We start from the raw sequence: 22,149 nt of genomic DNA, 5'->3' as shown, positions 1-22,149 counted from the left end.
AAAAGGCATATACGAAGATAATCTTGATTTTATATGTCTTAAAATGTAACTAACATCTTGTGCCCTTATTAAAACATCAAATTTTCAGTGCGTATATAGTAAAATTTTGTTGATTTTTGTATAATTTTGTCCTTTTTTTGTTTTTCATCTTAATTATTTAATATGTGTACACATTAAAATACTATACTTCTAAAATTGCTATGGAACTTCACCCCTATAATTAAAATAATTATAATTTAATATTACTGATAAAAAGATACCTAATTTAATTTAACTAGGTGAATTTTCATTTCTGAAAAATTATTTTAGTATAGTTTTTAGTACTCTTCACTTTTTTCTTCCTCTATATGGATATGTAAAATTGCATATCCATATAGAGGAAAGTTAACTATTATATATACATGGTCATAAGTGGTAATTTTCCAAATAACTATTATGTACTACCACTACATCTATATTAAGTTTCTATAACTTGTTGAAAACGTTAGGGTAACAGAACTTATCCATTACTTCTATAACAATTATTCGTTGGTTTCATCAGTCTTGGACAAAAGAATCCGACATGATTTAAAACAACTAAATGCCCCCTATAAAGTCAATGAAACATATATGGGGTACCCTCACATCGCTATCAAACTAAGAAAATACAACTCCCCCCAGAACAAAATTTTGTGCTAACTTGTAACAAGATAGCTCTTTCGTTTTTAGATTATTAATTTCTTAGGTAGAAATGATAGCGGTACATTATTGGTTACATAAAAAAGTGCCAATCTTGTCGATAATTTTATCATTTTAGTCAAGGAGACTCCTTCCTCAAGGAACGCGAAGTGAGTAGGTGGAGATGAATTAATTGGCATAGGACCAAAAATATCAGAATTTTCGGAAGTTCAAAGTGCTTAAGCGTGGTATTATTTAAGTTTTTTCATTGAGAATGCATAAATACAAACAAAACCAGTAACACATCTTTTCTGTGCCTTACTGGTTTTGTTAAAGGTCATCTTAAATTGTAGCTAGTTCAAAGCAATTGTAAATTCTGAGTTCGGTGCGCCAGCAAATACAACCGTCCCGTTCTCTGGTAGTTTCACTTTGTTGTTGTCACTAACAACCGTAAAATTAACGCATACGCCATTCTCATCATACACCGCGAATGAACTTCCTGATGGCAACTCCACAGTCATCGTTTTCCCTGCTGCCTCTTGCGGGATTGTAAACCATTTCGCATGCCCATTTTTTTGCAGTGTAACTTTCGATAATAGACCTGTATCAAGGGATTTTACGTTAGATTCACTGACGTATAAAAAGCTGGCCATCTCCATATATTCAGTACCATCCTCTGTATAGAAATGAGCTTCCTTTGTATCCCGCCCATTTATCACAGGAATCTGAATTTGATGCGTCGCCGTATTCGGACCTGTAATTTGTTTGCCGTCCCAATAGCCATCTTTGAGCGTAATTTGTGTGTTAAGAGGTATTAGCTTTCCTAGATAGTTTATAGAATTAAATTTTTCGTTAACGAGGTAGAATCTGCCACCCTCGCGCTTGGTCCATGCAGCAGCTGTTTTCTTCGGTAACACATTGTTTTCTAATTTTTGGGCTAAATATTGAGTCAGCACAGTTTGCCCCAATCCCGGCGATAATTCATATGTGCTCTCTCTCAAATAAACTTTTCCATTCTTCTCAGTAACGAAGTTAAGCTTGGAGGTACCCTTCTCATTTATAAAGCTTCCATCCGCCGTATATACATATTTTTCTTCCGGTTTAGTTGGTAAAAACAGTTCTCCCTTCTTCGTAATTTCTATTTTGAAATGGCTTTGGATATTTCCATAAAAACCCGCTTTTTTTACCACGTCTTGAGGTACTTTAGCCTTGACTGGCTTGCCAAAGGATTTATCTGGTTTTATATCCTTAATTGTCCCTTTCTCTTTAAGTCTAGTTAACAGTAATTTGTTTGCCAACAGTTGATTTGTCGTGCTGGAGCCGCCGGAGGACAATACAACTGCTGCCATCTTCTGTTCTGGAAGCACGACCAATGTAGCATGTTGTAGCATCGTATCCCCTCCCTTAGCCAACGCTTTTATCCCATATTCACTAAATGGGTATAGTTTCACACTATCCCAGCCAAGACCATAGTTGAACACATTATCGCTATCTCCTGGCCACATTCCTTTTTTATATTCTTCTTGTTCCATCGCCTTAACTGCTTTATTAGAGAGAATTTCTTTTCCCCGCCCCATAAATACTTGTGAGAATCGCACCACATCTTCTGCAGTAGAAGAGATTCCTCCCGTACCAATCAAATTTACCATTTCACTTGGAAGCTGTCCCTGGTATGTCGGAGAATACTGTCCAGCCCGCTTTTCGTCTTCCCATTTGTCTTGCGATGTTATCGTATGATTCAGTTTTAATGGCTCTGTAAACTTTTGATGTAGAAATTCAGTAAAACTCATACCGCTGACTCTTTCTACCAAAATCTCAGCCAGCGTAAAACCGTCATTACAGTATACTGAGAACGCACCAGGATCTGCCTTCAAGTTTTGGTTGGACAATTGTTGCAACAAGATATCATGGGCATGGACATCCTTATCTTTAAATAAAAATGCATTATTGTACGTGGAACCTTGCAAACCCGAGGAGTGATTCAACAACATACGCGGTGTAATACGCTTATATCGTTTATCTTTCATTTTGAAATCAGGAATATAGCGGGCAACAGGAGCATCCAAATCAACTTTTCCTTCGTCTACTAGTTTCATAACAGCCGCAGCTGTATATACTTTACTGGTTGAACCAATTCCGTATAGAGTATCTTTGGTTAGTGGCTCTTTCCCTTCTATGTCGTTCTTGCCTGTCTGCCCCGACAAAATAAGTTTACCATTATCAATCAGCGCATACTGCACGCTAGTTGTCTCATAGGACTTCGTGAGTAGTTCAGCGTTCTCTGCAGCAATTTTCTCCAAATCTTTGCTAGCAACTTCTTGGCTAGCTACAACCGGATCCTTACTGCTAGAAGATGCTAGCGCTCCTGTTGGTAGGCTCATCGTTAGAGCCAAGGTAGCGGCTAACACCCCAGATAATTTATTTTCCATAAGAAAAATGCCTCCTTAGATAAATAATCGATTTCATCTTTTATTTATTCAATTACAAACATCACATAAACTACTATTCCGCCTTTATCCCTACTGTCTAAATTCAACAGTAAAATACTTTTAAAAAGAACAGGATTCTCGGCTCTACCCATACTGTTCAAATTGACGATCAACATATGCCTACCTCTAGCAAAAATATCAAATCCTGGGATACACCTGTATGTCCCAATATTGGGACACTGTTAGGAAGTATAGTTTCATAGATTCCTAGACCATATCCATTGATTCCTCCCTTTCCTGTAGGAACTGTAGTGATTATCCCGGGGTATCCAAGTTGCACTGTATTTCGCATTGCTTGTTCGACGGAAGTACGATCTCGTTGTGTACTTATTTGTAATGAACTAAGTATATTTTGAGTGGAACCTGTTTTTATAATTGAAGTTAGTGTTAGGTATAATAAAGAAGTTCCGGCAATGAAAAGTGCCAAATCTGCAAATGGAAGTTAACTATATATTTTCATAAGACACTCTTCCCCTCTATTCATATAGTATGGGCGGTTGTATATTATTTCTTACTAACTACACAGAGATCATCTTTATATTGATTGTTTTTACAAGCACCATTCTGTCATAACCAAGGGTAAATCCTCTCTTTCTTACACGTATGTTAGTACCATAAATTACTTTTTCATTTAGAATGTTCTTATTACTAGTTTGTTTTTCGTATAAATTTATCCTATTTCCCCTCTCTCTTTTAAGCTTCTCTATATTTGTATCCTATACAATAAAAATTTCTTTTTTCTTATCCATTTCTTACAATTTCCTTACGTTCAAATCACTTCTATAATTAGGTGGTTTTTATTTTAAAATCTCCAGGATAATAAAAGCTTATATAATCCCACAACTTCATAGAAGATGGATTAATAACCCTGCGCCAAATTATCATGCTCATCTCTGCTATTTCCTTGGATTCCCCCCTCAACCTTTACCACAGTTCCAACCAGCATCAACACTTCTTCATGTTCTTATTAATAGTAATAACTAATCAACTCCTTACCTGAAAATAAATTAATATAGAAAAAGAGAGATAAGGTTAAAATACCTTTATCTCTCTTTTTCACTCACATAATATGCGAAGGATTTTTTTGTTTTGGGGTTAATCTGTTTTCTTAGTTTGATGGATGTGTGATGCTATCCCATTGCTATCAATCTAACAAAATAAAATGCCCCCTAAAATGAAAAAATCCGCTAATCTTTCTGTAGCATCATAAGAAGGGATGGCGTTTTTATGTCTGTGTCTGACGAATTACAACTATTTGCTCAAGAGATTCAAAGTTTTTCACCTCCAAATACCTTACGGAATCTTGCTAGAGATATTGGGTTTATACGACGAACCAGTAAGTACCAAGCAAAAGATTTAGCAGCTTTATGTGTATGAGTGAGCCAAAATGTAGCTATGACTTCTTTAACTCAGTTATCTAGCTATTTAGAAGCATCAACAGAATTACCCATCTGCCCTGAGGGATTGAATCAATGGTTTAATAAAACGGCCATCCAACTTTTACAACACCTACTAGCCGAACTACTAAGTAAAAAATGACCTCATATATGTCGATTCCTTCTCCATATACTTCTGTTTTCAAGCGGATTCGTATGTTAGATTTAACTACATTCTCCTAATTAATTTAATGTATGGGATAATAATAGCTTAATTTTTAATAATGTTCATTTATACCGTCTACTAAGCAATTTAAACCAATCTTCTACTCAAACTGAAGCTTATTAATGAACCTCACTAGTATGTTTGAAGGTTGCTTGTCTTTACTAAGGACCCATCCATAAGAAAGAGGCTCTAGGTTAGGTACATCTAATACAATAGAAAGCATTTCTTTTTGATTATTTAATAGATTATGTTTGAATGAATAATCCAATCCAATTGTAATAGCTAGTTCTTGCTTCACTGCATTTTCTATTGCTTGCGTATTATTAGAGATGAATAATATATCCACATTCCCATACTTAGAAAATAACTTATTAATGCTATCCCGAATGTATTCATCATCATATAAAACCAAATCCTGATTTATTAACTGTTCTGGTACAAGGATTTTCTCTAATGCAAGTGGAGAATTTTTATTAACTCCCACAACTATTTTAACGTCTATTATTTTTTTAAATGTAAAATTATTATGCCTCTCTCTAAACTTCTCTGATGATGCAATAAATCCAATATCAATCTCGCCTTGTTGAAGGTCTTCTAGTATTTTTTTATGATCTTTTTCATAAACCTTTATATTTACATAAGGATGCTCCTTTTTGAATGTCGAAATTATATTTATTAGTACATGCATAGGCCCAGGGATTGTCGCAATTCTTAACTCCCCGTTTAAAGTATGATTGTAGATTTGCGCTTCTTCTTTCAATTCTTTTACTTGCAGTAGAATATCACTAGCTTTTTTTATAATCGATTTCCCCTCGGAAGTCGGAACTGCCCCCAACCCTCGTGAACGTGCGAAGAGTTTTACTCCCAGTTCATTTTCTAACAAGGAAATAGATTGACTAATTGCTGATAAAGTAACGTGAGACTGGAGTGCAGCCTTAGTAAATGATCCAGTATTCGCTACCGCTACGATATACTCCATTTGTTCAAAATTCATCTTAATACTCCCTTTATTAAGATTTACTTAATTATTAGTAAATATATCTAAATTTTAATGAATTATAAATAGAGTTACAATACAGATAGTTGTTATTAATCTTTCAATTAATAACAATTTTGTATAAACACATTTAACATTCATTATATAAAAATAAAGGAGATGGATAACACTAAACCCGAGAAGAGTCGCTTTTATCACTGGTCGAGACAGAAAAATTGGTAAAGAAACTACATAAAAGTTTGCTCAAAAGGAAATCAAGTTGTAATAGCTAATTTTAATGTGGAGCTAGGTAATGCAACCGCTATAGCCATCTAGGAAAATGCTGGAGGATCGATTGTTATAAAAACAAATGTTTCAAAGTTTAAAGGAACTGAGTGATTAATAGAAAAAACTGTTCAAGCTTTTGAAAGAATTTACATTATGTTTAACAATGCCGGTATTGGCTATCCCACTGCTGTTTTAGAACATGACTTGAATGATTACCATCGTATCATTTATATCAATCAACACGGCGGAACCTATGGTATTATTGGCACCGCTAAAAAACGCGTGAATTACATATTCATGGTGTAATTATTAATATTGCCTCTGTTTTTAGTTTTCTAGCATCAATAGGTACTTATGTTTATCCTGTTTCAAAGGGTGCTGTTATTATGATGACAAAACAAAATCAGCAACTTTAGAGTAAGACGATTATGGAATACGGATATTTGCAATTGCACAAGCAATTGTTGATACACCTATTAGCTGGTATCCAGATAGCAGGTAATGCAACTAAAAATAACGAAAAATCAAGGATATGCATCATTTAAATAAGCATTATTAATATGATTAAAAACTTATTACTAAACAAAAAATTTATAGAAATACTATGATGTTTACTAATCAAATGGAAAGTAGGTATTATATATGTGCGGAATAGCGGGATGGGTTGATTGGTCAATGGACCTTTCTAAACAAAAAGAAACTTTAAAAAACATGACAAATTCTATTATACATCGTGGACCAGATGCAGAAGGATTTTGGTTCTCTAAACATGCAGCTTTTGGTCACCGTCGTCTTATTGTAATTGATCCTGAAGGTGGTCTACAACCCATGTTGTATAAGGATGAGGAGACAACTGTTTCACTAACATTTAATGGAGAAATTTATAACTACCAAGAACTACGTATTGAACTAGAGCATTTGGGCCATGTATTTCAAACAAAATCAGATACCGAGGTATTATTACACGCATATCTAGAATGGAAAGAGGATTGTGTACAACACCTTAACGGGATTTTCGCCTTTGGTATTTGGGACGAGAAATTGCAACGACTCATGTTAGCCCGTGATCATTTAGGGGTGAAACCACTCTTTTTTGCACAACGTGATAATTCGGTTATCTTCGGATCTGAAATAAAAGTATTACTTTCTCATCCAAATGTACAAGCAGAGGTAGATACAGAAGGACTTTCCGAAATCTTCTGTCTTGGTCCAATGCGAACACCTGGTCATGCAGTATTTAAAGATTTACATGAAGTGCGCGGGGGACACTACATTCTGTTTACTACTAATAAAACTGAAAGTAAGCAATACTGGAAACTAGAAAGCAAACCACATACAGATGATATAAATACTACAGTTAATACAATTCAATCTATTTTAGAGGATACAGTGAAACGACAATTAGTTGCCGATAGACCCGTGGTTACTATGTTATCAGGAGGTTTAGATTCCAGTGGTTTAACTGGGTTAGCAGGAAATGAATTCAAACAAATCGGAAAGACACTTCATACTTATTCTCTAACTTTTACAAATGAAGAACGAGATTTCGAAGAAGATTTTCTTCGCCGTGATCGGGATGAACCTTGGGTACAACGTGTATCTGAGCATGTTGGAACACAACATCATTCTTTTGAATTAGGATCTGAAAAGCTCATTGAAAATTTATTAATTCCAATGAGGGCTCGTGACTTACCAGGTGTTGGGGAACTTGAAACATCTTTATATCTTCTCTTTAAAGAAATGAAAAAAGATGCTACAGTAGCCCTTTCAGGAGAATCAGCAGATGAAGTTTTTTCTGGATATCCTTGGTTCCATCAAGAAGAGTTTTTAAAAGCGGATATTTTCCCTTGGAATGTAAACTATTCTTATATTACAGAAATTTTATCAGAAGACTTAAAAACAAAAATAAATCCTATCAACTATCAAAAACAACGTTTTCAAGAAGCTGTAAATGAAATACCCTTTTTAGAAGGAGAAAATGATATACAAGCAAAACAACGTCAAATGTCTTATATGTTTATTACACGCTTCCTACCTTTTATGTTAGAGAGAAAAGACCGTACTAGCATGATGACAGGTTTTGAAGTACGTGTTCCATTTTGTGATTATAGACTGGTTGAATATCTCTGGAATGTACCGTTTGAAATAAAAAGTATCGATAATATTGAAAAGGGAATTTTACGTCGAGCTTTCCAGAATGTTCTTCCCACAGATGTATGTTATCGTAAAAAAAGTGCATATCCAAGTACAAAAGATAACACCTATTTACAAGGAATTAGTGTATGGATGCTAGATGTATTAAACGATAATACCTCTCCTATTCTACCTCTTATTAACGTAGAAAAGGTTCGTTCAATTGCACTAGGTACAGATGAAATCATTAATGGTAATGAGGCTAGAGGTTTAATTGATTATCTACTTCAAGTGAATAGCTGGCTTCAAGAATATCAAATTAAACTTATCTAAAATATATTCGATAGATAGCAAAGTAACATTTTATATATGTCGAACAATTAGGATGGATCCCTGCCATCCCTTGTTCGAAGCCAATTCATCTCCCGCCTACTCACTGGGCTGTAACTCTTCACGCTCCTTGAGGAAGGAGTCTTCTTGGCTAAAATGATAGAAACCGTAAAGATTAGAAATCCTTACGGTTTTTATTTGGATTATTTACATGCGTTGCGTATTCGGATCTATATAGTTATTCTGAATCACTTTATTTTTAAAAATTTAACTTCATTAGATTTATTTAATTGTAGCCTCCACTTTTATTTGTTCTTTTTGGGTATTGTTATCTATAGCTATATATATTTTTTCAATTTTATAGACGGTATTTCTTGGCAATAATAATTCGTATTGCCCTGGGTACGCAGTCAAGTCATCTGAATTCATATAAGCACCATGAGTCCCAGAGCCTACCTTAAATTCTGTCATAACTGGTCTTGTTTTGGCATATCCGGCATCAATAAGTATAGAAGTGCTTATATACCCAAATTCTGTTGTTGTTTTTCCTTGGAATTTTTTTTGTATTTCCTTGAATTTCTCCCTATCAACCTTGCCGTTTTTTATTATGGAATTATCATACTCCTTTCCAAAAATCCATGCATCATCCCCTCGATACACTTTTATATTGTCATTCACTTTTGCCTCTTTTCTATTTAATGCTTTATCTAAGGATTCAATTTTTTTCTTCATTGTAGGATCAGAATCTAATTTACCCGCATGCATTCTTAAAAATTCATTATACGGTCTTGCATTTTTTGTATAATCTCTTATGGCAGATTTCTCTTCTTTACTCCACTTATTAAATTGTTTTTTCCCCCAAGCATCAGCTTCTTCTTTGTTTGTACACAGCTTATATTTGTCTACATTATTACAGTCCTTGGGTTTTGACGGTATATTTCCTATATATTTTGATGTAGATTGAACCGTCACATTATCATTTGGCTCACTCATCGCAAATGTAGATGTAGTACCACCAAATACAGTTAAGCTTAATGATAGAATAGTAGCTATAGCTAGACTTTGTTTTTTCATATTAAAACTCCTCTCATTCTGTATTTTTTAAAAATTAAAGGTTGCCATACCAAAGGAACAAACTTATTTATTGAACATTATTTATTAATTTGTTTGTATCAAATCTCAGAGTCCTTAATTATCTCCTATTAAATTTTTTTGATTCTGCCAAATTATAAAGAACCCTATAATAAGAGGTATCCATTCTCCAAAACTATGTTTATATAGATACGTAAAGCCATCATGACTATGAACTTTTATAAATAGATAACATAGTTATAAAACAAAAGAAAAATATCATTATAAAAATAGTATTCATTTCAAAGAATAAACAACCCCATAAGAACTCGTATCTAAATAGTTATTCCTACAATTTATCTCTGGTTATTTATTGTATATAAAGTGAAGTACGCATTGTATTGAATGGGAAATTAATAGAGGTTTTTTGATATTCAAATGTCCCCTGTTGATGCCCAGATGCATCCCATTTATAATACCAACCAACAATTGGGTTGCCCCCAATTACAGTTGATCCAATACTCTTTACTGATGAACCATTCATTTTTGCAATTGGATTTTGTCCATACCCAATTTCTTTTGTGTAAATATATAGGTAACTTCCCCCATGGTTTCTTGCTGTACTAAAGCTATTAGTATTGATAGTCTCTATCCCACCTTGCTCAGACTCTACTTGTACAACGTTTAATGAAGATAATGGTGCTGCAGGACCAGCAGATGCCTCTGTTGCCATTCCTAAACCTACAAATGTAATGATTGCTAACGATGAAATCCCTAAAGCTACTTTTTTAAACATATAAGATCCCTTCCCTCCATTTATTGTATATCATCACAAACATAACTTTATTCCCTAAATATGTAAATAATTTGAAGTTTTATAAATATAAGATGGAATATTCTGTTTTATATTTCTACAGCTTTATCAACACAAGAGATAGGATTTTCAAAGCATTTAGAGGTCACACCACATCGCTATCAAGCTAACAAAACAAAATACCCCTAAAACGAAAAAGATAGGAAGAAAATAATAAAAAGCTTATCATTATTTACTAAAAGATAAGCTTTTTTGTCTATACTTATTGAATTTTATTGGATTTATTCCATGCTAATATAGTAATAAAATATTGAATACCGAACAAAATAATAACAAGTAGAATAAACTTAATACATACTAAGATCCATCCAACAATATCTTGAGGTAATTGATTATGATATGTAGTGTAGGCTACACCAGAAAAAGATAAAATAAGAGTATAAGATAATTTAGCTTTTAATTTTTGTTTTAATTTTTCCTTGTTATCGATTTCTGGTTCGTAAACACCAGCTAAAATGGATCTAATAAAGAAGAATACCATATAACAGATAATGATACCAAGAGCTGTAGCCCATTCTAGAAACGGCCTTTGTAAGTATACGCCCCTTATTATTAAATCTAAGAAGGCTAGCAATAAAACCACAATTCCAGATTGAGCCCAAATTTTCATTTCGATTTGTTGAATTCTTTCATCTGAATGTGTACTGAGTGAAAATAAATTTTTAAATTTTTCCATTCTATTTTTCCTCCCAAAATAATTCATCTAAAGTTTTATCGAGTGATTTAGCTATATCAATACAAAGCTTTAAAGATGGATTGTATTTATTAAGTTCAATAAGGCCGATTGTTTGTCGGGTAACATTTACAAGCCCAGCTAATTCTTGTTGAGTTAGCCCCTTTTCTGTTCTTGCAATTTTTATTTTGCTTACTGACATTAAATGCACCCCGTTTGTAAAGGTAATCTTTACTTTTTATCTTATATTCTATATATTAAATTATAAACAAAATAAACGCAATATATATTTTACATTAGGACGTATATAGATTGCTTTCATCCTTTCTTTTTCCATTTCTATTATTTTTGTCTCTAAAACTATCTCACAAAGTTAAAAAACAAATTATGATTCTAGTACTGCGCATATTTATGGGAGCTTTGTAACACCTATTACATCAGTTTATAAGCCAGGATTATTTGTAGATGTTATGAAAATTGATAAACATAATTATTATGGTGGCAGCTTTAAAATTAAAAAATAATAAAAGTTAATTTCACTAATGATAATATTTTTGATATGATCAATGTATAATAAAAACATAACTCATGTAATGGTCTAGGCGGTATACTTAACCAACGGCCGCTTAGCTAATGAGTTATACCCCTTAGAAAAGCAGGGGTGCCTTTTCTTTTACTTTTTAGTGATACATCATTCTAAATTGAAGCCATATAGTTAAAAAGTATAATGATTAAATTGTAATTGAAGTGAAGTATGTATCCCATATGAATATTTTTAAATATTAGAAAAAAATCATTTTAGCGATAGCTGGTAATCCAATGATAATTAAACATTGTACCCAATTATAGTTATACGTAGAGAGATGGAGTAATCCAAATGAGCTTCCAGACAATATTAAAGAGACTGTAATTGAAGCTATGGGGCTTATTTTGAAGAAGCGTATGATCTTATGCCAAAAGAACAATATAGATACAAACATAATGTTCTCTCCGATTAATTGAATTGCAATCCCAGGTGTTTTGTGAAGCATATTAGTAATCCCTTCATTAGATGCTCCTCTGAATGTTGTAAAAGATATTAGTACGGCTAAAAAAACAACATAATAGCATAAATAATGAAAGCACAAAAAAAAGAAATTTTTAGTTGCCGGAAAGTGATTTTTTTAGAAAACAAAAACCATTGATCCCTCATTATAAATAGGAAAAGAAAAATAAACAGATTTAATTATGTATTGCATCAGTATATCCAATTCATTTATATAATTAAGCATGAATGATGGAAAAGGTATGTAAACAGTAATAATACAAAATATGATAAGTATTAGAAAGTGCAGATATGTTTTGGTTTGTACTAAGCAATCTAAATATGTGTTGGCAGCACTTACTGCGTTTATGGTCTGCTTAAAATCTTTACAAACTGCGTTCATAACACTCCTTCATTTTTATAAAAGTATATGTATTTAATCCATCATCTTATATGCCATTCTTCCCTAATTGTGTTAAATGTAATCTCATCTCTACACACATTATTAAATTTCACGTACCCCATTTATTAATTATATTTAAAATATAGTCACCAAGGGGATTTCTATGCCAAAAGAAAAAGTATCCCTCAGGATGCCTAACTTACCCTATTTATTAAATACATTTTCATCATGATGATATAAAGGAATACTTCTAAAGGATAAATTAAGAACTATTTCTTTCATCCTCTTTTCAACCCAACTAATAAAACTGGTACTTAGTTGCTGTTCTTGCAGCCAGTCTTGTAGTTTTCTATATTCATCCCAATATGTTTCCTGGTTCCCTTTAATTGATTCTAAATAAATTGATTTTGTTGTAAAATATATAAATTGCTCTTCAGTGTATTTAGCCATATTTTTCACTTCCTTTTTCCCTGCACTTTAACGAAGCTTATTATTTATAGTACACACGTAACCCTATTAAGCTAACAATACCGGTTGAGCTCAAAATAAAAATGAATTTCATCAATATAAAAATATCTGTATTAATTTTGCTCCACTAGGCGTACCACCAACATTTTAACGAAAATATACACTAAGCAAAAATATAATAAGCTGTCCATATGGACAGCTTATTTACATAAAATTTGTTATTGGAAGTTGATTAATATCAGTTCATTTGTTTTTCGAAAGGAGTTATTTTGTTCGTTCAAAGATAATATCAAAGTAATTCGCGTACCCTATAGTTTGGGGCACAAATAGTTGATTTTATAGGGGGAAAACCTATAACTAAAGCCTAATATAGGTGTTTTTGTTTAAATTTTGCTTAATTCTCACCGGTAATTAACTAAAAATTTAGGAATCGTTATATAATGAATTTAATTTAAAATTAGGAGTGATTAAATTGTCAGATATGATAAACCTCGTTCTTTTCATCATTATAGCGATTAGTACTGTTTTTTATTTAATAAAAGAATTTCAAAAACCTGAGAAAAAGTACTTTGGATTTCACTAGAGTTTTTAGTTCTTTTCTGGGCTATAGGAAGCATATCGACTATCATAATCTAATAGGGGTACCACCACATCGCTATCAAGCTAATACAACAGAATCCTCCTAAAATGGAAATTAATAAAGATAGAGTTTTGGTGAAACAAAGATGGAGAAAGACAAAAGATACAAAGGATCGGTTATATGATATCTGTCAAGACCTTACGGTAGTAGAAAAAGACTATAAATCTGAAGTATGTTTTAGCAGTTACGAGTGTGGATGCTATGGTATGCCAAACAATCCAGTCGTTTGCAAGAGGTGTATCAAACAACATACTTTTAAATTAAAACTAAATCTAAGAAAGAACTCAAAACGAGTTCTTCATAAACGTAAAATAGATGTGTATCTTCCGTAAAGGAGGGGGATGATGTATTTTTATAAGGAGTCAAGATGGAGTAAGTTTAAACGTAAGAGTAAATCCTTTGGAAACTGGTTACTGGAAGTAATAGACTTCATTATAAGCGATATCATATGGAATTTCATCTTCAAAGGTTTCTTTAGACTAATAGGTTGGGTGTTTTGGGGTATTGGAAAGGTGTTAAAACTTCTAATAGAAAGCATATTCGATTAAGAAAGATGGGGTAGTTATGAAAACTAGTGAAGAAACGCATTGGCAAAGGTTTAAACGTAAGAGTAAATCCCCGAAAGAGTGGTTAAAGAAAGTATATGAATTTTTTATTAATGAACACGTATGGGATGCTATCTTTAAAGTGTTCATTAAACTAGTATGGGCAGTAAAAGGTATGGGAAAAAGCTTGAAACGGGTAATAGAAAACATATTCAATTAAGAAAGATGGGGTATTGCAATGGAAATGAAACAGATTGGTAGTAAAGGGAAACCAATTGTTCCATTTCACATTAAAAATAAATTAAAATTTTGTCTCTGGGTGTTTTTGTTTACTCCTTGTGCTAAAGATAAGATCGTGTTCCCGGATCTTATCTTTTTTTGTTTGTAGGGGTACCACCACATTGCTATCAAGCTAAGCTCATACAACGTCAATTATAGTAAAAGGTTGTTTCTTTTTTCTAAAGGCTACCGTGTAGGAAATGGTGCCCCCTATTTATCGATCAATATCAATGGTAAATTAAAGCGATGACTTCACTAATTATAAGTTTTTAATAAACTAGTAAAAAAACAATAAAATATAATAAGAATATGTTAAACAGCCCTTAATCTACTTGTAATGAATTTTTTAAAAATTAGCCCTTATTGTATTCCCTCGTTGAATAAAACCTCTTATAAAGGAATCTGGAAGGTCGTTTTTAAGTTATAAAAACCAATTTTCGGATTTAATGCAAATAAAAGGAAAAATAATCAGTTTTATGGATCCTTTTTATTTTGACTTAATGTAATCTGTGTTGTCCTGATAATTGCTTTTCAGCCATTCGAACTAAGCGTTTTGTAATTTCTCCAACGACAGAGCCATTTGCACGTGACGATGTATCTGGTCCAAGTGTGACTCCTAATTCACGGGCAATTTCATACTTCATTTGCTCAATAGCACTTGCTGCAGCAGAAATAAGAATTTCATTTGTATTACTTTCGTGTCTTTGAATATTCATAATTGCACCTCCACTATATTTGTATATAACATGTGCTTAATTATGATATTTATACGTAAGTAAACTATTTTCTTCTATTATTTTTAGGAAAATTCTTTTTCGTTCTCTCTTTACCATATTCCACTAACTGAATTTGAAACACATCTAAATCCTGAATTCCTAACAAATTCATTTCTTCTCTAAATGAACGCCAGGACTCTACCTTTATTGATTTTTCTTAGCCATTTCTTAATGTGTAGATTCTTGAGTACTCTTCTCACATGTTAAATAATGTACATTTAATTATGTAAAAAATACACAATTAAACAATTTTTCATATTAAAATTTCAAACCAACATATCCGCAAATGAAGTCCCCACATTATTCTTCCGTTTCATATGTTTTTCTAAATAAATCTTTGTTGTTTGGATATTTTCATGACCAAGTGTTTGCATTAAATGATATAAATCTGCATTTCCCTGTTCAACTGCCATGATTGCAAAAGCATGACGGAATGTATGTGCCGTTACAGGATTTTCACGATACTTTAGAAAATCTAAATTTGTCTTTTTTATCATGTCTGTTACCTGATTTGATAACGTTTTTGGATTATAAAAATTCCCTCTTTGATTTACGAATAAAGGACATTCATCTCCCCGATCCAATATAGTCTGGAATCCTCTTCTCCGTCTCATTTCGCTAATACATTGGAATAAATGCTCAGGAATGAAAAGTTCACGTGCTTTATCTCCTTTTCCTGTGACTTTTAACCAATACATTCCGTCATAATGTAAGTCTTTCACTCTCGCGGTGCACAATTCTTGAATTCTTGCACCGGTACTTGCTAGAGCTAGTAAAATTGTATAGTTTACTAAATGCCCTTGTTCTTTATAAAACCTTAAAATTTTCATCACTTCATCATAAGATAAGTCCCGATTTGGCCGATCCTGTTCATTTACATTAGCGCGCTGCAGTTCTTCATGAACAGGTCTTTCAATATAAGCAAATACATGAAGATGTTTTAGAAAAGAACGTATAAGTACTGATTTTTTTGCAAGTGTTGCGACTGCGTACGTATCTCCATTTCTCCCGTTCTCTACCTGCTTCAACCAAGCATTATATTTACGAATATGCCAAGGCTTTAATGTTTTTAATAACGAATCATTTTGCTGTACCTCTTCCCCATTCAATTCGAATTCTTCTGCATGTTGCACCATGCACTGACAAAATGACAAGATTTCAGATATATAACTCTTTTTCGTATCCTCTTTTCTATTCTTCTTCTCATCCATATCTTTTTGTAAATGTACGAAATGATAAATGACTTCCAGATCACTTAAATACGTATATTTACTCTTTCCCTCTTTTTCTGCAACCTCCATCTTTTCTTCCACCTTATCTACATAACGACTATCATGCAAGAATGGAACCATATCTCTTATGTTTTCTACATATGTATCTATATTTTCACTTTTATTCTTTATTATAGGTAAGTTCTCTTTTTCATTTTGTTTATCCATAATTCGAATTCACCACTCCTATTGAAGATTATGAATATAATTCTCTTTATTATCCTTAATTATCATTTTATTTTACTTCTATACATTATACAAATGATAATTCATATTCTTTCTATAAGAATGCTATATTCTTCTCTATTCACTTATATTTATATTTTTTTATAATTTATTAGTAAATAGATATCTTTTAATTATTTACTATTTAACATTAAAATTATTTTTATAATAAAATCAACTATAAAAACCTATTAAAATACAAAACGAATTACAAGTATTTTAAAATTATAAATATGTATAAGAACTTTAATAAATTCTATTTATTATTTTAAATATAAATCATATTCTGATATGATATATACATACCTAAAATATTAACAAACGATAGTTATGGAGGTGTCCTTTCATGACACAAGATTTATTGTTCATTACAAAACCTACTGTAACGACAAAAGAGGCAGCCAGCTTATTAGGGGTAACGGTACAAACAATTTTACAAAAAGAAAAAGATGGATTAATAGAGTGTGTATATAAAGATAACTGGAAGCAATTCGGTAGTAAGATTTATTATTTAGAGGATATTGAACGTTTAAAAAATATTGAAGAGGTTGAAGGATATAGCACAAAAGAAGCAGCTGAAATTCTCAATGTAGCACCATCTACAGTTTTTACCTATATCAAATCTGGTAAATTACCTGCTTCAAAGATTGATAAACGTGGAAAAGAAGTATATATCATTGATAAAGATGATCTTGAAACTTTTCAACTTACTTATGAAAAAACTACATCAAAAGAGCGAAAAACATTCATTACTAAGATTCAAGAAGAAGAAATTTATCTATATCAATTATTAACACATCAACATACAGGAAAAACAGCTAGGGTAATAGAGATCAATGGAGCAGACGGCAAGATTCTTACAGAAGACGAAGAAATATTCCCTCTATCCACTTATAAAGAACATGATTACTCATTTGATTCTTTCCATAAACAAGCGGTAATTACGAAACGAGGGTATTTATCTTTTTCATTTAAAAAACCTCAGCTATTTCATTCCATCACCTATAATCTAATAAATTTATTTTATAAAGAACTAGGTGTCACAAATATGCGATTGAGTATTTCATCTGATACTATCAAATTAGAAATTAAACCTTTCGTATTACAAGTTGATCCATTGCAGTTTCAAGAGGAGATTAAATACTTACATTCTCATATGAACTCCGGCACGATACTTCCACATGTAGAAGGTATTTACTTTAAAAGTAATGTAGAGTCATTAACTTTTCATGCAAATCATGATTTCAAACAAAAAATAGTACAAATGGCAGCGGCTGCAGGTATGGGACAGGAAGAATTCTTATTGCAGGCTGTGAAATCTTATATAAAAAATTTAGAACAATAGTAAATATTTATTAATAATAAGAAGCGTGAAAAATAAATCTTTCTACTCTTTTTTAGGTTTATAAATTTTAATTTAATAGCAATGTGATGTTACCCCTAGTAGAGATAGAATTTCACCATCCAACTATTCGTTAAATCGGCATTTAACGAACAGTTGGTATTTTGTTCATCCTCCCTCCCCTTCTTAAATGTAGAAAGACATGAATCTAGATACTTTTTAGACAAGAAAGTGGATACTTCTATTTCTATAATTATTTTTGGTCAAAAAAATGAAACCAACTTATTAATGGTCTCATTTTAACAACAGACTAAAATAACATTTGGTTGATTTTTTTACATAACAAATTGAATTTATTTCTTAACTAAATAGCGAAGGTTTGACCAGTTTTGTTGGATTATTTTGCGAGGGATCATAAAAATTATCCAGTTGAACCTTTGGCCTCTCTAACCACTTTACAAACAAACCTCGCTAATGCATTATGCATTGGGGGGAATATTGTAAATATGACATCCATTGTTTTACGTAGTGGCATTGGGCATATTATAGGTTTATTTTTATGAACTCCATCAATAGCAATTTTTGCAAGTTTTTGAGGAGACATCATCTTGTGTTTTTTCATTTGTTTAGTTAAAGCAGACTTATCGATATTTATGGCTTTTGCAGCGTCAAATATTGGAGTATCAACGAAAGACGGACAAAGCGTACTTACTTTAATACCAAACTCTTCCGCTTCATAATGAAGGGAGGTTGTTAAACCTACAATAGCATGTTTAGTCGTAGAGTAGGCCGAAGCTATTGGGGATGGACCAAGACCTGCAGCAGATGCCGTGTTGACAATATGTCCAAACCCTTGTTCTTTCATTATCTTATATCCCATTTGAGTACCATGAATGACTCCCCATAAATTGATATCAACAATTTCTTTCCAGTTTTCTAACGACATATCATACAATTCACCGTACATAGAGATTCCAGCATTATTAAATAGATAGTCTATCCTGCCAAATTCTTCATATACCTCTTTGATTACATGTTCTACACAATTGTAATCAGTAACATCTAAATACATAAACCTAGAATTTAAAACGTCTTGGTTAAGCTTTTCTTCAATCACTTTTCCTTCTCTCTCATTAATATCAGCGATAACTACAAATACATTTCGAGACGATAATTCATTGCAAATGGCTCTGCCGATCCCTGAGGCACCGCCTGTTACAATAGCAATCTTTTTATTTTCTCCCATTACAGTTCCCCCCATAAATTAATCTATTTTTGTGACTGAATGGTACCACTGCTATCGAATAAAAGTTGATTTATCATAGATGCATATTCTTCTGCCACACACAAAGCACCATTGCTATTTAAATGAATACCATCTAAAGTCAAATGGAGACCTCGCTTACTGGATAATCGATCAATTCGAATTGGATTCTTATAAAGAAACACATCCTTCATTACTGTCATCACACTTGTGCTGATATAGTCTGAACTGTTCACGTTAGCCAACCGTTTCTCAAAAACTGATTGCATATCCAGAAAACTAACATTTAAAAATTGACTCGAGATATTTTCAATAATAGAAGACAAACCCTTTAACTCATAATTTGATTGATTTGTTAAGTTTTCTCCCACTATTGCTGGTGAAACCACAACAACGTACTTGGAAACAGGAATGACTATATTTAGTATTTTGTTGAAATAATTATTAAATTCTCTATGGTCTTCTACAATTGGTTGAGCTTGCACTTTTAACAGTTTTGAATAAACATCATTAGTACCAATCCAAAGGAAGATTAAATCAAAATTTGATTCCAACTTGATTTTCGTTAATCGTGTATGCAAACTTTTAACCGTTTCCCCTGGTTTACCAAGGTTTAAAAATGTGATACTTGGATATTTTCGTTTTAATATGTTCACAAAGGACACTCCTGGACGCCCTTCAGTTAAACTATCACCAATTAATCCAATCTTCATTTTCATTTCCCCCGTCTTTTATGGATTCTAAAAAGATTGTAATCGCTTGATTAAACAGCGGTTCTAGTGTTTTCAACTCATGTGTATTCGTGAGCTGACATAATCCCCCAAGCCAAGTTCCTAGCAATATAGTCCATTCGTCTAGATTACCATCTTTGAACTCCTTTTTTTCTACCCCCTCTTTTAAAATTGTTTGATAAGTATTCATTGGTACAATTGATAAATCGAATAATTTCTGGACTGATTCAGGACTAGATTTTGGGTTTGAAGCGAGCTCTTGACCTGATTTTAATAACGGCGTTTGGTAATTATAAAGGACATGAATTGCCATGCCGTATAGTTTTTCAGTTGCGGTTGAATAAGTAGATTCTTTTGCTATCCATTTTTCATACCAATTTTGCATAGTTTCTTGCGCTAAGAGAACAAATAGCTGTTCTTTGTTTGTAAAATGATAATATATATGTCCTTTACTGTAACCAGAGAATTTGGAAATATCTCCGACAGATGTTTGGTTATATCCTTTTTGAGAAAACAAAAGAGATGCATGCTCCATGATTTCTTTTTTTGTAATCTCACTATCATAACGCCTTTTATTCAAATACATTCTCCTCCCTTTAATTAGTACAATCGTTCTAATTTAAATATATGTATAGAATTTAATTTTAGTGCAGATTATTAAAGAAATTACACTTATATTTTAGAAAATAGGGGAAATCCTACATGAACTTCAATTCAAATAAGCTTTTCTTTATGTGAGTATGGTACAAGTGCATTGAAACTAAAAAAATAACTACCAAAATAAGAATGTTTATCTATATAAGCGGTTTTAATTAAGAGGCAAGCTAAAATTAGGAGAAAATAAGTTAGCCTTGATTAGCTTAGAATCATAAGATTCTTTATCAAATGGTGAAATATGTTTCTACTCATTATAATTGAATCTAACACATATATTTTCTTTTCATTTATTATTAATTCCTTCAAATTTTTACTTTTTATTGGCAAATGGATGATGTTTTCTAAAATACATTCCCACTTGATAGTGATATATTTTCATTAATAATAAGAGGCTATTGTGTTGTAATCTACTTTTATAAGTAAATATGTGGTTCAAAGCTTAACCCTATTAATTTTTTTTGGAACAGATGAGTGGGTAAAAAAGCTGTATATCATTAAGATAAAGGTGTTTGTATATTGTGTCGACACCATCTTACTAATGAGACGAATGTAGATGCTATAGATCACATTGTACCACTAAACCGTATGGGCAATAATGACCCAACAAACTTTGAGATATTATGTCAAACTTGTAATATTAGCAAAGGTGATTGGACGACTGAAACAAATAACGGCACAATACCTTTTTGAAATCTATAAATCTTTAGCTACGCTGCAATAAAGTTTCTTTAAAAAGTATCCACTTTGGTGTCTTTGTTTAAAGAAGTACCCATCTTCTTGTCTCGATGTGTGGACAAGAAAATGGGTACTAAATGAACTGTTTCTGTAGATAATAGAGCATTTTACACTATAAAATTAGTTCCTAGTTTCATGTCATTGTACAAAGACATGATGCATTGATTAAGTCAAAGTGATTATTACTTAAATAATTAGTAAATAAAAGCCCTCGACAATAAGGAGGGCTTTTATCCTATATAAGTGACTGTTTAATGGTAGTCCTAATTTTTTATTGTAGAGGTCCTAATAATCCCATAATTTCTTTAGCTTTTTGATTTTCGATGCTATAGTAAATTTCTAATCCCTGACGATTTCCTCTTAGAACCTTCCCTCTCATTTTAGATAAGTGTTGGGAAACCGTTGATTGTGGAATATTTAAAATTTCGGTCATTTGGGTTACATTTAGTGTTTTATGCTTAGAAAGCTCACTGATCAATTTTAAACGCATTGGGTGTGCCATAACTTTTAAAAGCTCTACATCCTCTTCTAAAATCGTATTCTCTACGTGTTGATTCGCAAAACTTGTCATAGTATCTTCTCCCCCTTATTTGCTCTCTTTTAAATTAACGTAATTTCTGTAATACTTAATATTAGTATGTACGAATGTTCTTTGTGAATTATATTAACTAAATTATACTATGTAGGTTTGTGTTA

19 protein-coding genes and 4 pseudogenes are annotated in these 22,149 nt (G+C 32.2%); 8 read left to right on the top strand and 15 right to left on the bottom strand.

All coding sequences use genetic code 11. The annotated features are described in order from the left end of the window. Positions 1–1,010: 1,010 nt before the first annotated feature. Both MR112_RS22075 and MR112_RS22070 read right to left on the bottom strand, forming a co-directional pair. On the bottom strand, positions 1,011–3,086 hold the full coding sequence (locus MR112_RS22075; protein ID WP_242245314.1) for a serine hydrolase: 2,076 nt from the start codon (positions 3,084–3,086) through the stop codon (positions 1,011–1,013). A 262-nt stretch (positions 3,087–3,348) separates the two neighbouring features. Continuing rightward, positions 3,349–3,573, bottom strand: a pseudogene (locus MR112_RS22070) (serine hydrolase domain-containing protein); the annotation flags it as partial. Positions 3,574–4,373: 800 nt separating this feature from the next. On the opposite strand from MR112_RS22070, the pseudogene MR112_RS22065 reads away from it, so the two are divergent. Next, positions 4,374–4,759: pseudogene (locus MR112_RS22065) on the top strand (IS4 family transposase); the annotation flags it as partial. 89 nt (positions 4,760–4,848) lie between these two features. Here MR112_RS22065 and MR112_RS22060 read toward each other — a convergent pair. Then, the gene (locus MR112_RS22060; RefSeq protein ID WP_242245313.1) at positions 4,849–5,742 is read right to left on the bottom strand and encodes a LysR family transcriptional regulator; all 894 of its coding nucleotides are present in this window, start codon (positions 5,740–5,742) and stop codon (positions 4,849–4,851) included. 563 nt (positions 5,743–6,305) lie between these two features. Between MR112_RS22060 and MR112_RS28960 the strand changes: the two genes are divergently transcribed. Then, entirely contained in the window at positions 6,306–6,428 is a 123-nt protein-coding gene (locus MR112_RS28960) for an SDR family NAD(P)-dependent oxidoreductase (protein WP_370658497.1), read from the top strand. A 226-nt stretch (positions 6,429–6,654) separates the two neighbouring features. After that, positions 6,655–8,478, top strand: coding sequence for an asparagine synthase (glutamine-hydrolyzing) (gene asnB, locus MR112_RS22055; RefSeq protein WP_242245312.1), 1,824 nt, complete (start codon positions 6,655–6,657; stop codon positions 8,476–8,478). A gap of 279 nt (positions 8,479–8,757) precedes the next feature. On the opposite strand, the gene MR112_RS22050 is transcribed toward asnB, so the two are convergent. The 4 genes from MR112_RS22050 to MR112_RS22035 form a co-directional block, all read right to left on the bottom strand. Then, positions 8,758–9,549, bottom strand: a complete 792-nt coding sequence (locus tag MR112_RS22050) for an ADP-ribosyltransferase (RefSeq protein ID WP_242245311.1) — start codon at positions 9,547–9,549, stop codon at positions 8,758–8,760. A 367-nt stretch (positions 9,550–9,916) separates the two neighbouring features. Then, a complete protein-coding gene (locus MR112_RS22045) occupies positions 9,917–10,342 on the bottom strand; it encodes a DUF4879 domain-containing protein (RefSeq protein WP_242245310.1) in 426 nt (141 codons plus the stop codon). Positions 10,343–10,622: 280 nt separating this feature from the next. Next, positions 10,623–11,096, bottom strand: coding sequence for a DUF6773 family protein (locus MR112_RS22040; protein ID WP_142419465.1), 474 nt, complete (start codon positions 11,094–11,096; stop codon positions 10,623–10,625). Position 11,097: 1 nt separating this feature from the next. Continuing rightward, complete coding sequence (locus MR112_RS22035) at positions 11,098–11,295, bottom strand: helix-turn-helix transcriptional regulator (protein ID WP_000116560.1); 198 nt, start codon at positions 11,293–11,295, stop codon at positions 11,098–11,100. A 190-nt stretch (positions 11,296–11,485) separates the two neighbouring features. On the opposite strand from MR112_RS22035, the pseudogene MR112_RS22030 reads away from it, so the two are divergent. Then, a pseudogene (locus tag MR112_RS22030) lies at positions 11,486–11,617 on the top strand (DUF5065 family protein); the annotation flags it as partial. Between the two features lie 172 nt (positions 11,618–11,789). On the opposite strand, the pseudogene MR112_RS28955 reads toward MR112_RS22030, so the two are convergent. Both MR112_RS28955 and MR112_RS22020 read right to left on the bottom strand, forming a co-directional pair. Further along, positions 11,790–12,520, bottom strand: a pseudogene (locus MR112_RS28955) (hypothetical protein). A gap of 204 nt (positions 12,521–12,724) precedes the next feature. After that, entirely contained in the window at positions 12,725–12,970 is a 246-nt protein-coding gene (locus MR112_RS22020) for a hypothetical protein (protein WP_242245503.1), read from the bottom strand. Positions 12,971–13,972: 1,002 nt separating this feature from the next. On the opposite strand from MR112_RS22020, the gene MR112_RS22015 reads away from it, so the two are divergent. Together MR112_RS22015 and MR112_RS22010 are read left to right on the top strand one after the other, a co-directional pair. Further along, positions 13,973–14,176, top strand: coding sequence for a hypothetical protein (locus MR112_RS22015; protein WP_000274099.1), 204 nt, complete (start codon positions 13,973–13,975; stop codon positions 14,174–14,176). 16 nt (positions 14,177–14,192) lie between these two features. Next, a complete protein-coding gene (locus tag MR112_RS22010) occupies positions 14,193–14,393 on the top strand; it encodes a hypothetical protein (protein ID WP_017658129.1) in 201 nt (66 codons plus the stop codon). 556 nt (positions 14,394–14,949) lie between these two features. Here MR112_RS22010 and MR112_RS22005 read toward each other — a convergent pair. Then, positions 14,950–15,168 carry an alpha/beta-type small acid-soluble spore protein gene (locus MR112_RS22005; protein ID WP_242245308.1) on the bottom strand — a complete coding sequence of 73 codons (219 nt, stop codon included), beginning with the start codon at positions 15,166–15,168 and terminating at the stop codon, positions 14,950–14,952. Between the two features lie 326 nt (positions 15,169–15,494). Then, positions 15,495–16,667: a tyrosine-type recombinase/integrase gene (locus MR112_RS22000; protein ID WP_242245307.1), complete on the bottom strand. Its 1,173-nt coding sequence runs from the start codon at positions 16,665–16,667 to the stop codon at positions 15,495–15,497. A 403-nt stretch (positions 16,668–17,070) separates the two neighbouring features. Here MR112_RS22000 and MR112_RS21995 point away from each other — a divergent pair, with 403 nt between their 5' ends. Continuing rightward, the gene (locus MR112_RS21995) at positions 17,071–18,069 is read left to right on the top strand and encodes a helix-turn-helix domain-containing protein (protein WP_242245306.1); all 999 of its coding nucleotides are present in this window, start codon (positions 17,071–17,073) and stop codon (positions 18,067–18,069) included. Between the two features lie 418 nt (positions 18,070–18,487). Here the strand turns inward: MR112_RS21995 and MR112_RS21990 are convergent, their stop codons facing one another. From MR112_RS21990 to MR112_RS21980, 3 genes are read right to left on the bottom strand one after another with little or no spacing between them, the layout of a single operon-like run. Beyond that, positions 18,488–19,312: an SDR family NAD(P)-dependent oxidoreductase gene (locus MR112_RS21990; RefSeq protein WP_242245305.1), complete on the bottom strand. Its 825-nt coding sequence runs from the start codon at positions 19,310–19,312 to the stop codon at positions 18,488–18,490. Between the two features lie 23 nt (positions 19,313–19,335). Then, a complete protein-coding gene (locus MR112_RS21985; RefSeq protein ID WP_242245304.1) occupies positions 19,336–20,043 on the bottom strand; it encodes an SGNH/GDSL hydrolase family protein in 708 nt (235 codons plus the stop codon). Beyond that, positions 20,021–20,641 (bottom strand): TetR/AcrR family transcriptional regulator, encoded by a 621-nt coding sequence (locus MR112_RS21980; RefSeq protein ID WP_242245303.1) that lies wholly within the window; start codon positions 20,639–20,641, stop codon positions 20,021–20,023. Before MR112_RS21980 ends, MR112_RS21985 begins: the two co-directional genes overlap by 23 nt. A gap of 593 nt (positions 20,642–21,234) precedes the next feature. Here MR112_RS21980 and MR112_RS21975 point away from each other — a divergent pair. After that, positions 21,235–21,408, top strand: coding sequence for an HNH endonuclease (locus MR112_RS21975; RefSeq protein ID WP_242245302.1), 174 nt, complete (start codon positions 21,235–21,237; stop codon positions 21,406–21,408). Positions 21,409–21,724: 316 nt separating this feature from the next. Here the strand turns inward: MR112_RS21975 and pagR are convergent, their stop codons facing one another. Further along, positions 21,725–22,024 (bottom strand): transcriptional repressor PagR, encoded by a 300-nt coding sequence (pagR, locus tag MR112_RS21970; RefSeq protein ID WP_000200276.1) that lies wholly within the window; start codon positions 22,022–22,024, stop codon positions 21,725–21,727. Positions 22,025–22,149: the final 125 nt, after the last annotated feature.

It is taken from the genome of Bacillus cereus group sp. BfR-BA-01330 (assembly GCF_022663885.1).
GTDB lineage: Bacteria > Bacillota > Bacilli > Bacillales > Bacillaceae_G > Bacillus_A > Bacillus_A cereus.
This window is presented reverse-complemented; position numbering and strand designations above follow the sequence as displayed.

Excerpts from the sequence above, each read along its gene's own strand:
- MR112_RS22075 (WP_242245314.1), bottom strand. The coding sequence starts at position 3,086 with ATGGAAAATAAATTATCTGGGGTGTTAGCCGCTACCTTGGCTCTAACG.
- MR112_RS22060 (WP_242245313.1), bottom strand. The coding sequence starts at position 5,742 with ATGAATTTTGAACAAATGGAGTATATCGTAGCGGTAGCGAATACTGGA.
- asnB (WP_242245312.1), top strand. The coding sequence starts at position 6,655 with ATGTGCGGAATAGCGGGATGGGTTGATTGGTCAATGGACCTTTCTAAA.
- MR112_RS22050 (WP_242245311.1), bottom strand. The coding sequence starts at position 9,549 with ATGAAAAAACAAAGTCTAGCTATAGCTACTATTCTATCATTAAGCTTA.
- MR112_RS22045 (WP_242245310.1), bottom strand. The coding sequence starts at position 10,342 with ATGTTTAAAAAAGTAGCTTTAGGGATTTCATCGTTAGCAATCATTACA.
- MR112_RS22040 (WP_142419465.1), bottom strand. The coding sequence starts at position 11,096 with ATGGAAAAATTTAAAAATTTATTTTCACTCAGTACACATTCAGATGAA.
- MR112_RS22035 (WP_000116560.1), bottom strand. The coding sequence starts at position 11,295 with ATGTCAGTAAGCAAAATAAAAATTGCAAGAACAGAAAAGGGGCTAACT.
- MR112_RS22020 (WP_242245503.1), bottom strand. The coding sequence starts at position 12,970 with ATGGCTAAATACACTGAAGAGCAATTTATATATTTTACAACAAAATCA.
- MR112_RS22015 (WP_000274099.1), top strand. The coding sequence starts at position 13,973 with ATGTATTTTTATAAGGAGTCAAGATGGAGTAAGTTTAAACGTAAGAGT.
- MR112_RS22010 (WP_017658129.1), top strand. The coding sequence starts at position 14,193 with ATGAAAACTAGTGAAGAAACGCATTGGCAAAGGTTTAAACGTAAGAGT.
- MR112_RS22005 (WP_242245308.1), bottom strand. The coding sequence starts at position 15,168 with ATGAATATTCAAAGACACGAAAGTAATACAAATGAAATTCTTATTTCT.
- MR112_RS22000 (WP_242245307.1), bottom strand. The coding sequence starts at position 16,667 with ATGGATAAACAAAATGAAAAAGAGAACTTACCTATAATAAAGAATAAA.
- MR112_RS21995 (WP_242245306.1), top strand. The coding sequence starts at position 17,071 with ATGACACAAGATTTATTGTTCATTACAAAACCTACTGTAACGACAAAA.
- MR112_RS21990 (WP_242245305.1), bottom strand. The coding sequence starts at position 19,312 with ATGGGAGAAAATAAAAAGATTGCTATTGTAACAGGCGGTGCCTCAGGG.
- MR112_RS21985 (WP_242245304.1), bottom strand. The coding sequence starts at position 20,043 with ATGAAGATTGGATTAATTGGTGATAGTTTAACTGAAGGGCGTCCAGGA.
- pagR (WP_000200276.1), bottom strand. The coding sequence starts at position 22,024 with ATGACAAGTTTTGCGAATCAACACGTAGAGAATACGATTTTAGAAGAG.